Here is a 16,009-nt window from a genome sequence, read left to right on the forward strand (position 1 = left end):
GAATTTTGGAGTATGACTCAATTACCGATTTTGATCCCTACTTCCCTACATTGTTACAAAAATTGTAGGGTACTATGGAGCCTGTCACCCCTGCTTTGGTACGGGGTCTAGTACTACAGTTGTAGATTGAATGTGAGTGTTCACGGAAAAAAGGTTAAAGTATAAGATGTCATTGCGAGGAGGTTGCTAGACCGACGAAGCAATCCAGGAAAGTGATTAGAAATGGATTGCTTCGTTGACCTTACGGTCTCCTCGCAATGACGTTAGTTTATTATGGATATATGTGGTTATTTTGTTTTGCTGCTTTGAGGGTATTCTTCAGCAAGAAAGCAACGGTCATTGGTCCAACGCCGCCTGGAACTGGTGATATATATCGTACTTTATCTACAACATTTGGAAAATCAACGTCTCCAACCATTTTGTCACTATTGGCAAGTTTACTAATACCAACGTCAATCACTATAGATTGTCGGTTAAAGTATTCTTCTGTTAATGTTAAAGGTGAGCCGATAGCTGATATTACTATGTCGGCACGGGAAGTTATAGAATGTAAGTTTTGAGTTTTTGAGTGACATAAAGTAACAGTGCAATCTTCTCTAAGTAATAAAGCTGATAATGGTTTTCCGACAATATTAGAACGTCCTATAACTATAACATTCTTGCCAGCTAAATTTTTCTCAACTTGTTTAAGTAACTCAATGCAGCCAAGAGCTGTGCAAGGTATAAAGCTGTTACCTGAGTTACTATCGTCAATTGATGAGAAGTTGGGGACGTTGTCGCTCAATGCTCGCCTATTACTTATAGGCGTCGCTCCATCGTTCCTAGCCTCAAATTCTCCTGAATTGACTATATGTAGATAACCAACATTTATGGGGTGAAAACCATCAACATCTTTGCTAGGATCAATAGCAGATAAGATTAAATTTTTATTGATATGCTTAGGTAAGGGGAGTTGTACGATAATTCCAGAGATATTTGAATTATTATTAAGTATATTGATTTCATTCAGTAGATGGTCAATTTGAACTTCATTCGGCAAATTTATTTGCAAAGCATTCATACCAATTTTTGTTGCTGCTTTGAGCTTATTTCTTACATATATACTACTAGCTGGATTATCGCCCACTAATATAATAGCAAGAGTTGGTATCAAATTATGTTGTTTCTTGAGTAAATTGATTTCTATCTTTAGTTTAGATAATATTTGTTCTGCAAAATATTTACCGTTGATTATATTACCGTATTCATTCACTATTTATTTGCTCTCTATTTATGTTAGGCGATGCACAAAAGGTTCTGCAGCATTATTGCACATATAGTCAATTGATGAGAAGTTGGTGACGTCGTCGCTCAATGCTCACCTATTACTTATAGGCGTCGCTCCATCGTTCCTGCTACCCAATTCCCCTGAATTGACTATAGGCGTTAGTTTAAGAAAATAATAATTGAAAAACCGTCATTGCGAGGAGACCGTAAGGTCGACGAAGCAATCCAGAAAAGTGATTAAAAATGGATTGCCACGCCACCTACGGTGGCTCGCTAATAGACGACTTATAATTGCTTCATCGCCATAAAGTGCCTCCTCGCAATTTGACTATAATCCTATTCTTTAGAGGTTTTTTCTTCTTGTTGGGGTAAAAATTTTGCTTGCTCAATATTCTTGTCTAATTCCACTTGGCTACAAATTCCAAGCAATACTGGATCACGTGGGCGAATATTCTTCATGTTCCAGTGACTACGATCACGAATAGCATCTATGGTAGATTTGGTAGTACCAACTAACTTAACAATTTGATTATCTAAAATTTCTGGACAATTTTTAAGTATCCAATATATCGCATCTGGTTTATCTTGACGTCTAGCAATAGGAGTGTACTTAGATTGTTGTTTTTTCTTAGTATTTATCAAATCATATGCAGCATTAACAGAAATCCTTAAACTACTAGTTGAATCTTTTGTACAACGTATGATTTCTTCTTTGGTTAATTGTCCGCCAGCGATTGGGTCTAACCCCTTAATACCGTGAGATACTTCGCCATCAGCAATGCCTTTAATTTCAAACTCATGAATTCCACAAAAATCAGCTATCTGCTTAAATGTTAATGCAGTATTATCAATTAACCAAATAGCAGTTGCTCTAGGCAGTATAGGTAATTTTTGTTGTGAACTCATAGTAAACTAATATAATATTAATATGTGATTTTCTAAAAAATATAATCTCTTCTAGCTGATAAGTCAACAATAGACTTTTAAATCGCCCTGATATAGTCAATTCAGGGGGATTTGGTGCTAGGAACGATGGAGCGACGCCTATAAGTAATAGGCGAGCGACGAGTGACGACGTCACCAACTTCCCATCAATTGACTATACCTAAAACCTAAAACCAACGCCTATGGCAATCATTAACGGATTAAACTTTACCTTAGAGGAGATAGCTTTTCTTACTAAAGGAGATTTATATTCAACCGTGGTATTAAGGAGATATTTTTTTATATCTAAGTTAACCAATGTATCATCCTTAGCATATAAATCGACTCCAAGCTGTAACACAGCACCATGACCATTTCTGACCGTACACCCTTTAGAGCTATTAACAAAATAAGCTCCATGGTAACCAACACCAATATAAGGTCTGATAGCACCAAAAGGAGCTATATGGTATTGTCCTGTAACAGTTAATGGAATCATATAAAGAGCTCTTCTTTTGGCAACTTCTTCTGGATTGGTGCCATAATTATAAGCCACATTCTTTAAATTGCTATTTTTATTACGTAATACATCGAAACCTAAAGATAACTCTGCGGCAACATAATTAGCAAAAAATACTGAGGTGGAAGCCTCTATACCATAACCATTTTCGGCAAAGGTACCAATCGATACTGGGTCTTTGACAGTAGCCTTAGGAAAATCTGTTTGCTTTGCACTAGATTTTATACCAATTGCTCTCATCCTAAATACTAAACCACCATCATTCTCATAATAATTAGCATTATAGTCAGCACCATAATCATTATCAGCTGAATCATTATTAGCAAAGCTAGAAATACTAGCACAACTTACCAATAGAAATATCCCTAATTTTCTTGCAACTTTTATCATAACTACTAAACCTTCTCTTGCTTTAAATATATTGCTGTACTATATATATTCTTCTTATCTGAAAATCAAATGATAATAAGATTTTTTAAAATTGTCTAACAATGATGATACTATAACACTAAATATAAGAAACACTAAGTATAAAAAACAAATAAACTAAAAAATTTTAGGTCTATATGAATAATAAATTAAACACTTATTTTATTGGTATTGGTTGGTTTGTATTAAGTATGCTTACTAGTGTAACTAATGATATAACGGCAAAATATCTTGGATTCAGGTTACATAGCTTTGAGGTAGCTTTTTTTCGCTTTCTCTTTAGTGCATTAATTCTTGTACCGTTTATTTTTTATTACGGGAAACAAACTCTAATTACTGATCGTCCTTTTGTCCATATTGCAAGAGGAGTTTTGTTATTTTTTGGTATGACATCTTGGACTTATGGTTTACAGCTTGCACCAGTTACTACTGCTACAATTGTTAGCCTGGCTATACCTTTGTTTACCTTGGTTTTGGCAGTATTCTTCTTAAATGAAAATATTATTTGGCAAAGATGGGCAGCAACTTTATTCGGCTTTATTGGCATTGTTGTTACTCTGAAACCGCATGCTAGTGATTTTAATCCACAAATATTGATTTTTGTATTAGCTGCTATATCTTTTGCCATGTTAGATATTATCAACAAGAAATTTGTAGTAAAAGAATCAATGATTAGCATGTTATTTTATTCTGCTCTAGTAACCTCTTTAGTATCAATACCACCATCAATAATGTATTGGAAAACCCCTAATGTTTCAGAATTTATTTTGCTATTTGTCCTAGGAGCAGGAGGTAGTTTAATTTTATTCTTTCTATTAAAGGCTTTTGCTCTAGTTGATGCTACTGCCATCGCCCCTTATAGATATTTAGAGTTAATCATTTCAGCATTAGCCGGATATCTTGTTTTTAATGAAATTCCTGAAAGTAGTACTTTATATGGAGCATTGATAGTAATTCCTGCAACATTATTTATAATATATTCTGAGAAAGATAATATAACCCAAGATGATAAAATATCGCATGAATAAACGTAAATTAGTTTTTGCAAGCGGTATAGCAAATGCATTTGAATGGTATGATTACGCTCTATTTAGTCTTTTTGCCCCTATAATAGGGGCAAAATTCTTCCCTGGATCAAACCCTAGCTCGTCTTTACTACATGCTTTTGAGGCATTTGCTCTTGGTTATCTAATGAGGCCAATAGGTGGGGTGTTTTTTGGAGTGATTGGAGATCGGTTTGGTAGAAGAACTGCTTTAAGTGCATCTATATTTTGTATGTCTTTGCCAACAGCTTTAATTGGTATGTTACCAACTTATGACGAGATAGGTATTACCGCAACTATATTGATGATTTTAGTTCGAATGTTGCAAGGTTTTTCAATGGGCGGGGCACTTACTGGCTCAATTTCATTTGTTATTGAACATGCAGGTGTAGCCTATCGTGGGTTTAGTAGTAGCGTATCAATGTCCAGTATTTGTATTGGTTTATTGTTTGGTTCAGGAATTTCACAATGCATACAAAGCTTTTTATCAGCAGAGCAATTTGATGATTGGGGGTGGAGAATACCATTTTTATTAGGAATTTTTATTTTATTTGCTGGACTTTATATCAAGAAATATACAAGTGAAACTCCTAGTTTTCAAAGTATGAAGGAAGATGGTAGAATATTAAAGTCTCCTCTAAAAAAAGTTGTCTCTGTCTATTGGTTTGATATGATAATATCCATCTTTATCAATTCCACAGGCTCAGTACTATTTTATTTACAAGCTACTTATCTCATGTCATTTTTGAAGATAAATCGTAATTTTACTAATGATGAAGTTAATAACTTAGCTAATTATTGTTATATAATCATGGCAATTGTTACTTTATGTTCTGGCTATTTGTCGGACATAATTGGTCGCAAGAAAATTTTTGTGTTCAATTTATTGGTAATTATTTTAGTTATCCCATTTTTGATACAGGCAATTGAAACTGGCGATTTTTGTGTTATAATTATATCTCAAATAGTATTATCAATTTTAGCTGCCTGTTATATTGGTCCTGAACCTGCACTGCAAGCTGAATTTTATCCAACCAATGTCAGAAATACGGCTTTATCATTATCTTATAATATAGCAACTAGTATTTTTGGTGGTACAACGCCTTTAGTGATAGCATATCTTGTACAGGAAACTGGTACAATTACTTCGTCTATTTATTACATAATTGCTTGTGCTATTTTAAGTTTAATAGCTCTGTATTTTTATAAGGATCGTTCAACGGCGTAATATAGCTAATCCGACAGTTTCCTAACGTTACGTTAAATTCACAGCTGTCATGGCTCAGAGCCACTTTAGTGGCATTAGACCTTATATCTTGAAAATGTGATATAAGGTCTATTGAAGCAATCCCAAAAAAACGATTAGAATAGATTGCTTCGAAGGCTTACACCTTCTCACAGTGACGAATGATTAGAATTGTTGTTTAAGCATTTAGACACTTGATTAATTATTTTTAAATATTGATTATAAAATAAATCACTATTGATGTTAGTCGCTTGCCAATTCTCACTTTCAACCTCCACTACTTCTACTTTAAAATTTTTATAAAGAGCAACATCTTGCTCTGTACTTAGTAATAAACATTTACTATTGGACATGCTTAATAAATGCTCAAGATTACTGATATATCTCAGGCTTTTCTGATCAGAGCTATATAATCTTGCAACATTTTTTTGGCTATTATTAAAAAAATATTCTAGACTGTCACTAAGTAAGATAACGTCTGTTAAAGACGTTAATCTTTGATGTTTGATTTTCGTAAGCGCCTCTATTTGTTTTTTTGCTTCTTCAAGATTTTGGTAAATAGCTGAACTAATCTCAGGAAATCGTTGAGATAATACCTGAAATAATTGTTCTAATAATAGTTTTACATTGTCTAAATCAAGCCAAATATGCCAATTATCATAAGAATTATTACTAATAACTCTTAACCCATTAAAATTACTAATTTTAATGACATTTTTACTATGACCATTCATTAATTTGCCAGCAAAGCCATCAAATTGCTCATCTATATAAAATACAATATCTGCATTTTTAACTTTTTTAAGATCACTAGGTCTTAAATTATAATGATGCGGACAATCATTGTTATTGGCAATAGCAACAATTTCTGCCTGGTCTTTCACTAACATCGCTATAATGCTTGCTAGTGGGGTGATACTAGTAACAATTTTCACCTTACTTCTACTGGCAAAAGCTCCATAATTAAATAATATGATAATTATAGCAATAAAAATGCTAGCACTAATATTAATTTTCATTTTTTTTTTAATTTTTTTATGATGAATAAATAATTTGTTCACTAACAGACGTTAGTTTACTACTATAAACATTGATTTTTATCTGTATAGTCAATTGATGAGAAGTTGGGAACGTTGTCGCTCAATGCTCGCCTATTACTTATAGGCGTCGCTCCATCGTTCCTAGCCTCAAATTCTCCTGAATTGACTATAAAATGATCATGTGTAAATAACAACAACATATTATTATCAATATGATCCTTAAGAGGAGAACAGGTGATCAAATCATAAACTTGTAAGTCTATTTTGATTGGTAAATTACTGTCATTAAGTAGCGTAAATATACGATCCATAGTCTTCTCATCAAGTGAGCCATAAATTACTAAGTCAATATCGGAGTTAGGGCGGTAAAGACCAGTAGCACGTGAACCAAATAAACCAACACGATCGATTTTCTCTGAGAAGGGCAACAAAATACTACGCAGTGTATTTAGTTGTTTTGCACTTAATCCATGGTTAGACATCTTTACCTTCTATATTCTGCTGCAAGTTCCAACATTTTTAGATTCATGCTCTCTAATTCAGGATAATAATTTTTTTCAATATCTATAATAATCTTCTCAAATTTTTTGAAGTCATAAGTATGTGACATTTTATTACGAGAATCTAGAGCATCCATCCATATTTCACCATTGTTGATTAAGTTAGCAGCTATTGATGCTTTAATTACAGCAGCTGGGGTAACGGTTTCCAGTACAACACCTTTATATTCCAGATAATCTTTAAGCACTTTCCATGTCAATTCCCATGTATATTCGAAACGTTGAATAATTCCTTCTTGTTCTAACTGGCTTACCTTACGTTCTCGCATTATATATATAGCCTCACGTAATAAAGCAAAAGCACGTTTAAAATTATCAAAACGATATAACCAACGAGGTTTTTCTAAGTTACTAAGTATAGTCATATTAACTCTGTATCTAATATAGTCAATTGAGGAGAAGTTGGAGATGTTGTCGCTCAATGCTCGCCTATTACTTATAGGCGTTGCTCCACATAGGCGTCAGTTTAAAAAATAAAGTAGAAAAGTCGTCTATTAGCGAGCCACCGTAGGTGGCGTGGCAATCCATCTCTAATCACTTTTCTGGATTGCTTCGTGACCTTACGGTCTCCTCGCAATGACGGTTTTTCAATTATTGTTTTCTTAAACTGACACTTATGTGTTGCTCCATCGCTCCTAGCCCCAAATTTTCTTGAATTGACTATAGCATTTTCCTAATTTAGTGCCTTAAGAATTTATTGTATGATAATTATTCTAATTCTTCAAATCATTTGAGTATAATTCAAGTAATTGATGCTTACTAAGCGTAAAATCACTTGCAATCCAAGACTTTTTTAATTTACCTATCACTGTGCCAATATCTTTACCATGAATATTTATTTTTTGTAAATCATGCCCATTTACTGGAAATATTGGTCGTGGTTTGGATTTATATGTATCTAGAAATTTATTTGCTGTAGCTCTGTTTAATTTGCCTAATGATAGCAAGATATTTATACATTGTAGATAATTAGCAGGATAATCTGCAGTTTCCCACCAAATTTCTCGTAATGTAAATTCGTTGATTTCTTGATTTATAAACCTATATATAGTAATGATTTTGTTGGCTTGTTGCCGAGAAAATTTTAAATTTAATAAATCACTTAGTGATAAGTTCTTTATGTGGTAGAATAAAAGTGAATATCTAGCGTAAGGCTCTAAGGAACCGCAATTAATTGCTTCCATTAAAGGTTTTTTATCAAATTTACTAACTGGTAATATTATTTGCAATATGCCATTATCAAACATTTGCTGCAAAATATTAGGACTATTATCTGAGATAATCAATTTGTCCATTTCCCATTTTACCCGTTCTTTTGATAATAATTTGAGATTTTCTTGCAATTTAATACAAGCATCTAAACCATTAAGGTCTAATTGTCTTGCATAATAGCAGGAAAAACGAAAAAAACGTAAGATACGTAAAAAATCTTCCTGAATTCGTGCAAATGCTTGTCCGATAAATATTACTTTTGATTGTTGTAAATCATCTATTCCACCAAAATAATCATAAATTTTATGCTCAAATGGACAATAACTTAGTGCATTAATAGTAAAATCTCTTCTAGCAGCATCCTCCATAAAATCGTCAGTAAAAACAACTTCCGTGTGCCGACCATCACATTTCATGTCTTTTCTAAGTGTAGTAATCTCAAATGTTTCATTATTTAATAAAGCTGTAACTGTACCGTATTTTATGCCAGTTGGGATAACCTTAATGTTGGCTGCTGATAAAATATCTGTTACTTGCTGCGGTAATAAATTGGTTGCTATATCAATATCATAATTGACAACATTAAGGATAGCATCACGAACAGCTCCCCCGACAACCCTTGCCATTCCACCACCTAGTCTAATTATTGACAAAATTTCTTTGTAATAATTGGATTGAATAGATAATTCTCTTGTTATAATATTCATTATAGTTCCACTATTGTCATTCTCGCTTCGGTGTGGAATCTAGCCCCCTGCTTACGCATGGGTGGCAGAAAAATGGATTGCATTGTCGGCTTCTCCTTCTCGCAATGGCGTTAGTTTGTAGTCAATTTAATCACAAAATTTGGTATTACTCCCTGTTCAGTTGCGGCAATTTGCAGATGCTGTAGTTTTTTTTCAATAGTAGGATGTTGGTTGTGAAACTTTGTCGTATTACCTGTTAATACTAAAGCAGAGTCAATTCCCAGGTTATTCGCTCCTAAAATATCAGTAAAGAAAGTATCGCCTATCATCAGAATCCGGTTCAATGGGACACCGGGTAGTTGGTTTAATACGGTATGATATATTTCTAGATGTGGCTTACCGCTGTAAATTACCTTTCCACCAAATTGCTTTATTTTTTCAGCAAAATATCCAGAACAATATCTTTGTACACCCTGTTGCATAATTCCAAGATCTGGGTTAGCACATATAGTAATTATGTTTCTTTTTACTACAGTTTTAAATAAATCATCAAACTCATCTAAATTTAAATTTTTTCCTGCATCGCGATGGAGCGTTAACAAAAAGATATTAGCTTCATCTATGTTTGTAGTAATAGGTGTCTGCAATTCATTCAGCAAATCATTGTCATCTTGACCAAGATGATAAACCACAGGGGTTTTGATACCAAATCTTTTATCACTTTCTAGTATCATATTGATGGCTACTTCACCAGAGCTAAAAACCATTTTTTCCGTTGTGTTAATACCCCAAATCTTATTAATCTTGTTAAATAAGAAAGCTCTGCTGCGTGGAGCATTAGTAACAAAAAAAACCTTCTTTTGCTGTTTAATTATTTTGTTAATATTGTCAACTACCCCAGGGTAAATCTTATTGCCTTCTACTACCACTCCCCAAAGATCAAATAAAAAAACATCATAATCATCCATTGTAGATGGAACGTCTCTAAAAGTTAGTTTTGTCATTATTGTGTACACTCTATATGAAATTTTTATAGCCTCGCTATTAGCAACGAAGCAGTTGTAAGTTAAAAGTATGATATAATAGATATTAAAGTCAATGTAAATAATGATTTATACTGCTTTTAATGGGGCGTTCAGCAATAGCCATAATAATGACTATTGCTTTGCGAGCGTGAGCAACCTTGTATAGTCAATTCAGGGGAGTTTGGTGCTAGGAACGATGGAGCGACGCCTATAAGTAATAGGCGAGCATTGAGCGACGATGTCACCAACTTCCCATCAATTGACTATAGCAATTGGTTTTAAGACCGAATGGATCCTGGTACTCTAGCTCAAACCCCCGAGACCTTTTTATAGTTGATTGGGATGCTTTTGCACGCCCACTTACAATCGTAAACATTAAATATCTCGAGAGATATATGCTATTATATAATAATTTTATTAGTCTTGATACAGGAAAATTCAATTTTGTTGTTGCTATAGTCAATATATATGCTGCTTAATGATTCCATCATTTGACAAAGTGCTGCAAAGCTGTTAAGCTATTCTTTGAGTATAACCACGAATAAGCATGGAAAAACACTAAATTACGTAAATCCTTTAGATCAAGAGCAATTTAATTACTAATACTTCAAAAATGCTGATTATTGATAATCAAAAAATATTAAACGAATTTTGTCGGCAGTTATTGGATTGTAAGACTATAAGTGTTGATACTGAATTTTTGCGTAAGAATACTTATTTTGCTCAGCTTAGCATAATACAAATCATGACTAGTAGTCACAAAGTGATAATTGACACTTTATGTGATTTGGATCTTTCGCCTCTTAACGAAATATTTTTGAACGAGAAAATTCTTAAAATATTTCACGCTCCTAGAGAGGATTTTGAGATATTTTATCATTTATTTAAGAAATTGCCAAGAAATGTTTTTGACATACAAATTGCTGCTGGTATTTGTGATTTTGGTAAACATTTAAGTTATTCGGATATATGCAGTAAAATTTGCTTCGTTCATATTGATAAAACTTACCAAAGATCTGATTGGTTAAAACGTCCCATTAGTGCTAATCTGCTAGATTATGCTATTAAAGATGTTGAATATTTAGAACCGATTTACAAAATATTACAATCAATAATCCAAGATAATAATCTGCAAAATGAATATGACGAGCAAATAAAATCTTTGCTTAATATTAAAAATTATATTGTTGATACAAAAAAGGCTTGGCAAAAAGTCAGATTCCATAATCATTCAGAGTTTTTTATTAATAAAATGAAAATTATGGCAGCTTATCGGGAAGAACAAGCAAGTACCATAGATTTACCAAGGAGACATTTTATTAGTGATGAGGAATTAGTAAAGATTTGTCAACATTTACCTACCAGTAACAAAGATTTTGAAAATCTTAAACTAAATGGTCGCTACCTTAGTAAGCAAAAATATAGAACTCAATTAGCAGATCTGTGTCTTGCAATACAAGAATTAGGTGAATAAAGACACTTTATTTATATTAATTGTAAAATAAAATTGCTATTTTCTCAAAGGTTGACTAAAACAGAAATCTTATATATTCTGGCTTTATTGCATGGCAATGTTTAGTATAGTTTTTTTTAAAACCATTTCTGTCTTACTGAGTGTAGTAATTGGTTTCCTAGCAGGAAGATATTCTAAAGTTGAAAGAGATAGTATAGCTTCGTTGTTATTCTATTTTATATCTCCTATTGTTTTTTTTGCTATTCCTGCCAGTACTACTTTAACTTTATCATCATTAAGTGTTACTGTAGTTATTTTTTTTATTGCTACTTCCTTATCAATATTTTCCTACTATTTTTTTGGACGATATTGGTCTGATCATACACGAAACATTATAGCATTATCTGCCGGTACCGCTAATGGTGGTTATTTTATGCTACCAATAGCTGCTGCTCTCTTTGATGATTATGTTTTAAGTATCTATATGATGGCAGTTATAGGGGTAAATATTTTTGAATGCTCGGTGGGATTTTATATTTGTGCCAGAAGTTTTGCCAATAGTAGTGAAAGTATCTTGAAAGTTGTAAAGCTACCAATTTTAAATGGTTTTTTACTTGGTTGTTTATTTAGTTTCGCTGGCTTTACTTTACCTGATTTTTTAGATGATTTTATATATAATATGCGAGGGTCATTTTCTATACTTGGTATGGTTATGGTTGGTTTAGCTCTTTCAACTTTGCAAAAATTTGAAATAGACATAAAGTTTACTGTTGCCACTTTTATGGCAAAATTTCTATTTTATCCAATAGGAATTAACTTATTTATCCTTTTAGATAAATTTGTTTTAGGATGGTATGATGAGAATTATTACAATGCTTTTAGGCTTCTTGCCACTGCCCCTATGGCAGCCAATCTGATTGTTATAGCAAGTCTACAAAAATTCCATCCAGAAAAAGTTGCTACTACAGTATTCCTTTCCCTAATTTTTAGTGTAATATATATACCATTTATGGTAAGTATATTTTTAAGCGATTTGAATTAATTAGAATAGATGATACAAAAATTCATCCAAGTTGGACCGTATATTAATTGGTTTGGCTCACAATATATCCCATCTCATAAGCTGGCTTATCTTGAATTTGGCAACCCTAATAATAAAAATGTCATAGTCTGTGCCCATGGCTTGACTAGAAATGCTCATGATTTTGATAAAATTGCTATGGCATTAAGTGATAAATTTCGAGTAATTGCTATAGATTATCCAGGGCGTGGAAATAGTGATGTTTTTAAAAAGAAAGAGCATTATAACTATCCAGTATATATAAAAGATACAGTACTGTTTCTAAGGAAGTTAGGTATTAAGAACTGTATTTGGCTTGGTAGTTCCATGGGCGGAATAATTGGTATGGTTCTAGCTAGTCGATATAACAAACTTATCAAAGCCATGATTATCAATGATATAGGTCCTTTTATTCCGTCATCCCCTCTAGTTAAAATTGGTCTATATGCAGGTCAAGTACCCTTATTTGTTGATTTAGCTAGTGCCAAGCAACATTTAAAGCTAATATATAGCCAATTTGGTATTAGTAGTGAGGAAGATTGGGATTATCTTACCAAATATAGTTTTATAAAGACTCAAGATGGAAAATATAAAATGAATTATGATCCTAACATAGTACATGGTATGAGTGCTAATACGAGTAAGCAAAAAAATGTTGATATGTGGGCTATATGGAATAAAATTATTTGTAAATTATTGGTTATCCATGGAGCTAAGTCTGATATTTTACAACAATCTACTATTGAGCAAATGAAAAAAAATAAAGAGCTGGAACTTTTTGTTGTTGATTATGCTGGTCATGTACCTTCGTTAATGACTAGTGATCAAATTAACTATATAAAATTCTGGTTAGATGGCTTGGCTAAATGACCTGGCTAGATAATTTTTGACAAGGATATTAATTATGACTATTTCTACTAAAGTACTTATTATAGGTTCAGGTCCTGCTGGCTTAAGTGCGGCAATCTATACAGCTAGGGCAGCACTAAATCCGATATTATTACATGGTATGCAGCCAGGTGGGCAGCTAACCATTACGACAGATGTTGAAAATTATCCAGGTTTTGCTGATCCGGTGCAAGGTCCTTGGTTAATGGAGCAAATGACTCAGCAGGCAAAAAATGTTGGGGCAGAAATTATCTACGATTATGTAGAAAAGGTAGATTTATCAAAAAAACCCTTAGTGGTGACCACTGGATCTGGTATAATTTACTGGGCGGATAGTCTTATAATATGTACTGGGGCGGAAGCAAAATGGCTTAACATCCCTTCCGAAGGACAATTTAAAGGATATGGGGTCTCAGCTTGTGCCACTTGTGATGGTTTCTTTTTCAAAAATCAGCACGTATTAGTTATTGGTGGAGGTAATAGTGCTGTTGAAGAGGCATTATATTTAACCAATCATGCATGTCAGGTGACTATTGTGCATCGCGGGGATAGTTTTAGAGCCGAGAAAATTTTACAAGACAGATTATTTAAAAATCCTAAAATATCTGTCGTTTGGAATCATAAGCTGGTTGAAGTTATCGGTACTGATAATCCTAAATCAGTTAGCTCAGCTAGGCTAGAAAATACCCAAACAGGTGAGATTAGCTCAATTGACTGTACTGGTATATTCATAGCGATTGGGCATATGCCAAATACTAGTTTGTTCAAAGGGCAACTAGATATAGATAGTGATAATTATATTATTACTAAACCAAATTCAACGGAAACCAGTATTAAAGGTGTTTTTGCCGCTGGAGATGTACAAGATAAAATTTTTAGACAAGCAGTTACTGCTGCTGGTACTGGATGTATGGCAGCTTTAGAAGCAGAAAAGTTTTTAAATAATTAGACCTAAACATAAGAAAAAATTATGGCTCGCAGTAAAGCGATTGATAAAGCAGATAAGTTAAGCGGCTCGAATGAGTCAGGTATAGTCATGCCTATTGCTAGAACTTTACCGGAAAACGTTCAAGCTGAGCAAATGTTAATAGGAGCGATTTTAGTTAACCATGATTACTTAAATACTGTCTCAGAATTCCTAAGACCAAATCATTTTTTTGCACCACTACATCAAAAAATCTATAATTCTATTGAAGTTATTACAGAAAAAGGCTTAATCGCTACTCCAGTAACGCTTAGAAGCATGTTAGAAAAAGATGAATTATTTCAGCAATTAGGTGGTAGTGACTATTTAAATAAATTAGTCACTCTGTCAATGATGGTAATTAATCCACTAGATTACGGAAAAATAATCTATGATTTGGCAATAAGGCGTAATTTAATTCAGATAGGGGAAGAGGTAGTTAATAATGCTTATGATGCTTCTTTAGAATATGATTCAAGTCAGCAAATAGAACATGCAGAAGGTAAGCTTTATAACCTTGCTAGTGAAGGAGTGAATGATAAGAGCTTTGTTAAAATTGGGCTATCTCTCTCAGAGTCTCTAGCTAGTATTAACAGAGCCATGAAGAATTCTAATCATGTAATAGGTATTTCTACCGGCTTAATTGATTTGGATCATAAATTATCAGGTTTTCAGAATTCAGACTTAGTTATCATTGCTGGACGTCCATCAATGGGGAAAACAGCTTTTGCTATGAATCTTGCGATAAATACTTGTAAGGCTATACATCTGAAAAATAACGGACAAGAAAAAGAAGGGCAATCAGTAGGGTTTTTCTCTCTTGAAATGTCATCTGAGCAGCTTACTACTCGTCTTCTTTCGATGCATACTGAAATTGACTCATCGGCTCTTCAATCAGGTCATGTGACGGAAGAGAATTATAATCGATTACGCAAAGAAGTTATCACTCTTTCTGAATTACCATTTTTTATTGATGATACACCAGCTTTATCTATTGCTGCCATTCGTACTAGGGCTAGAAAAATGAAGCGTAAGCATAATCTTGGTATATTATTTATCGATTATTTGCAATTAATTAGAGGAATAAACAAGTCAGATAATAGAGTAAATGAAATTTCGGAAATTACTCAAGGATTAAAAGCGATAGCCAAAGAATTAAACATTCCAGTAATTGCTTTATCACAATTATCTAGAGCTGTTGAACTTAGAGAAGATAAAAAGCCGATGTTATCTGACTTGCGGGAATCTGGGTCTATTGAACAAGATTCTGATATAGTAATGTTTATCTATCGAGAAGAATATTATTTGACCCGTAAAGAACCTTCGGCGGGTGATGCAAAACACGCAGAGTGGTTAAGTAAGTTAAATCAGGTATATAATGTTGCGGATATTCTAATAGCAAAACATCGTAATGGTCCTGTTGGCAATGTTCAGCTTCACTATAACAATCGATATTCAAAATTTAGTAATTTAGAAAAAAAATTACATGGACAGCAAGTATCCAATGATCTTTGAGCATTGGTATTATTTTTTATTTTGAATTTTAACTATTAATAATAATTAATTAGGTTAAATTATACGTATGATGTAAAAAATTTATTTCCAATATTCTATTCGCTAGGCTAGCTTGTTTGTGCTATTATTTACTTAATAAAGTTTATAATATATTTCTAATATGACAGTAGAATTTTTC

The 16,009-nt window shown here is 33.0% G+C and carries 16 protein-coding genes; 8 read left to right on the forward strand and 8 right to left on the reverse strand.

The genetic code is table 11. The annotated features are described in order from the left end of the window. Positions 1–271: 271 nt before the first annotated feature. The 3 genes from RiCNE_RS02465 to RiCNE_RS02480 all read right to left on the reverse strand — a co-directional run bounded on the left by RiCNE_RS02465 (position 272) and on the right by RiCNE_RS02480 (position 3,100). Entirely contained in the window at positions 272–1,252 is a 981-nt protein-coding gene (locus tag RiCNE_RS02465; RefSeq protein ID WP_094649040.1) for a bifunctional 5,10-methylenetetrahydrofolate dehydrogenase/5,10-methenyltetrahydrofolate cyclohydrolase, read from the reverse strand. 350 nt (positions 1,253–1,602) lie between these two features. Continuing rightward, positions 1,603–2,172: a cell cycle transcriptional regulator TrcR gene (locus tag RiCNE_RS02470; RefSeq protein WP_094649041.1), complete on the reverse strand. Its 570-nt coding sequence runs from the start codon at positions 2,170–2,172 to the stop codon at positions 1,603–1,605. A 199-nt stretch (positions 2,173–2,371) separates the two neighbouring features. Next, positions 2,372–3,100: an OmpW family outer membrane protein gene (locus tag RiCNE_RS02480; RefSeq protein ID WP_094649042.1), complete on the reverse strand. Its 729-nt coding sequence runs from the start codon at positions 3,098–3,100 to the stop codon at positions 2,372–2,374. A 176-nt stretch (positions 3,101–3,276) separates the two neighbouring features. Between RiCNE_RS02480 and RiCNE_RS02485 the strand changes: the two genes are divergently transcribed. Continuing rightward, positions 3,277–4,167 (forward strand): DMT family transporter, encoded by an 891-nt coding sequence (locus tag RiCNE_RS02485; protein ID WP_094649043.1) that lies wholly within the window; start codon positions 3,277–3,279, stop codon positions 4,165–4,167. Further along, a complete protein-coding gene (locus RiCNE_RS02490; RefSeq protein ID WP_094649044.1) occupies positions 4,160–5,410 on the forward strand; it encodes an MFS transporter in 1,251 nt (416 codons plus the stop codon). The genes RiCNE_RS02485 and RiCNE_RS02490 overlap by 8 nt, the downstream gene beginning before the upstream one ends. Positions 5,411–5,577: 167 nt before the next feature. Here RiCNE_RS02490 and RiCNE_RS02495 read toward each other — a convergent pair whose 3' ends face one another. From RiCNE_RS02495 to RiCNE_RS02515, 5 genes are all read right to left on the reverse strand, one after another. Next, positions 5,578–6,447, reverse strand: coding sequence for a metal ABC transporter substrate-binding protein (locus RiCNE_RS02495; protein ID WP_094649056.1), 870 nt, complete (start codon positions 6,445–6,447; stop codon positions 5,578–5,580). 62 nt (positions 6,448–6,509) lie between these two features. Further along, the gene (locus tag RiCNE_RS02500; protein ID WP_094649045.1) at positions 6,510–6,950 is read right to left on the reverse strand and encodes a nucleotidyltransferase domain-containing protein; all 441 of its coding nucleotides are present in this window, start codon (positions 6,948–6,950) and stop codon (positions 6,510–6,512) included. A 2-nt stretch (positions 6,951–6,952) separates the two neighbouring features. Continuing rightward, complete coding sequence (locus RiCNE_RS02505) at positions 6,953–7,393, reverse strand: nucleotidyltransferase substrate binding protein (protein ID WP_094649046.1); 441 nt, start codon at positions 7,391–7,393, stop codon at positions 6,953–6,955. 348 nt (positions 7,394–7,741) lie between these two features. After that, a complete protein-coding gene (locus tag RiCNE_RS02510; protein ID WP_094649047.1) occupies positions 7,742–8,947 on the reverse strand; it encodes a CCA tRNA nucleotidyltransferase in 1,206 nt (401 codons plus the stop codon). 110 nt (positions 8,948–9,057) lie between these two features. Further along, complete coding sequence (locus tag RiCNE_RS02515; RefSeq protein ID WP_094649048.1) at positions 9,058–9,930, reverse strand: TIGR01459 family HAD-type hydrolase; 873 nt, start codon at positions 9,928–9,930, stop codon at positions 9,058–9,060. A 156-nt stretch (positions 9,931–10,086) separates the two neighbouring features. Here RiCNE_RS02515 and RiCNE_RS02520 point away from each other — a divergent pair, with 156 nt between their 5' ends. From RiCNE_RS02520 to RiCNE_RS02545, 6 genes are all read left to right on the forward strand, one after another. Then, positions 10,087–10,233 carry a palindromic element RPE2 domain-containing protein gene (locus tag RiCNE_RS02520; protein ID WP_094649049.1) on the forward strand — a complete coding sequence of 49 codons (147 nt, stop codon included), beginning with the start codon at positions 10,087–10,089 and terminating at the stop codon, positions 10,231–10,233. Between the two features lie 331 nt (positions 10,234–10,564). Continuing rightward, positions 10,565–11,425, forward strand: coding sequence for a ribonuclease D (locus RiCNE_RS02525; RefSeq protein WP_094649050.1), 861 nt, complete (start codon positions 10,565–10,567; stop codon positions 11,423–11,425). Positions 11,426–11,516: 91 nt separating this feature from the next. After that, complete coding sequence (locus RiCNE_RS02530) at positions 11,517–12,446, forward strand: AEC family transporter (protein ID WP_094649051.1); 930 nt, start codon at positions 11,517–11,519, stop codon at positions 12,444–12,446. Between the two features lie 9 nt (positions 12,447–12,455). Beyond that, positions 12,456–13,334, forward strand: a complete 879-nt coding sequence (locus tag RiCNE_RS02535; RefSeq protein ID WP_094649052.1) for an alpha/beta fold hydrolase — start codon at positions 12,456–12,458, stop codon at positions 13,332–13,334. Between the two features lie 34 nt (positions 13,335–13,368). After that, positions 13,369–14,301: a thioredoxin-disulfide reductase gene (trxB, locus tag RiCNE_RS02540; protein WP_094649053.1), complete on the forward strand. Its 933-nt coding sequence runs from the start codon at positions 13,369–13,371 to the stop codon at positions 14,299–14,301. A 21-nt stretch (positions 14,302–14,322) separates the two neighbouring features. Continuing rightward, positions 14,323–15,831 (forward strand): replicative DNA helicase, encoded by a 1,509-nt coding sequence (locus RiCNE_RS02545; RefSeq protein WP_094649054.1) that lies wholly within the window; start codon positions 14,323–14,325, stop codon positions 15,829–15,831. Positions 15,832–16,009 lie beyond the last annotated feature (178 nt).

The organism is Rickettsia endosymbiont of Culicoides newsteadi (assembly GCF_002259525.1).
Lineage (GTDB): Bacteria > Pseudomonadota > Alphaproteobacteria > Rickettsiales > Rickettsiaceae > Tisiphia.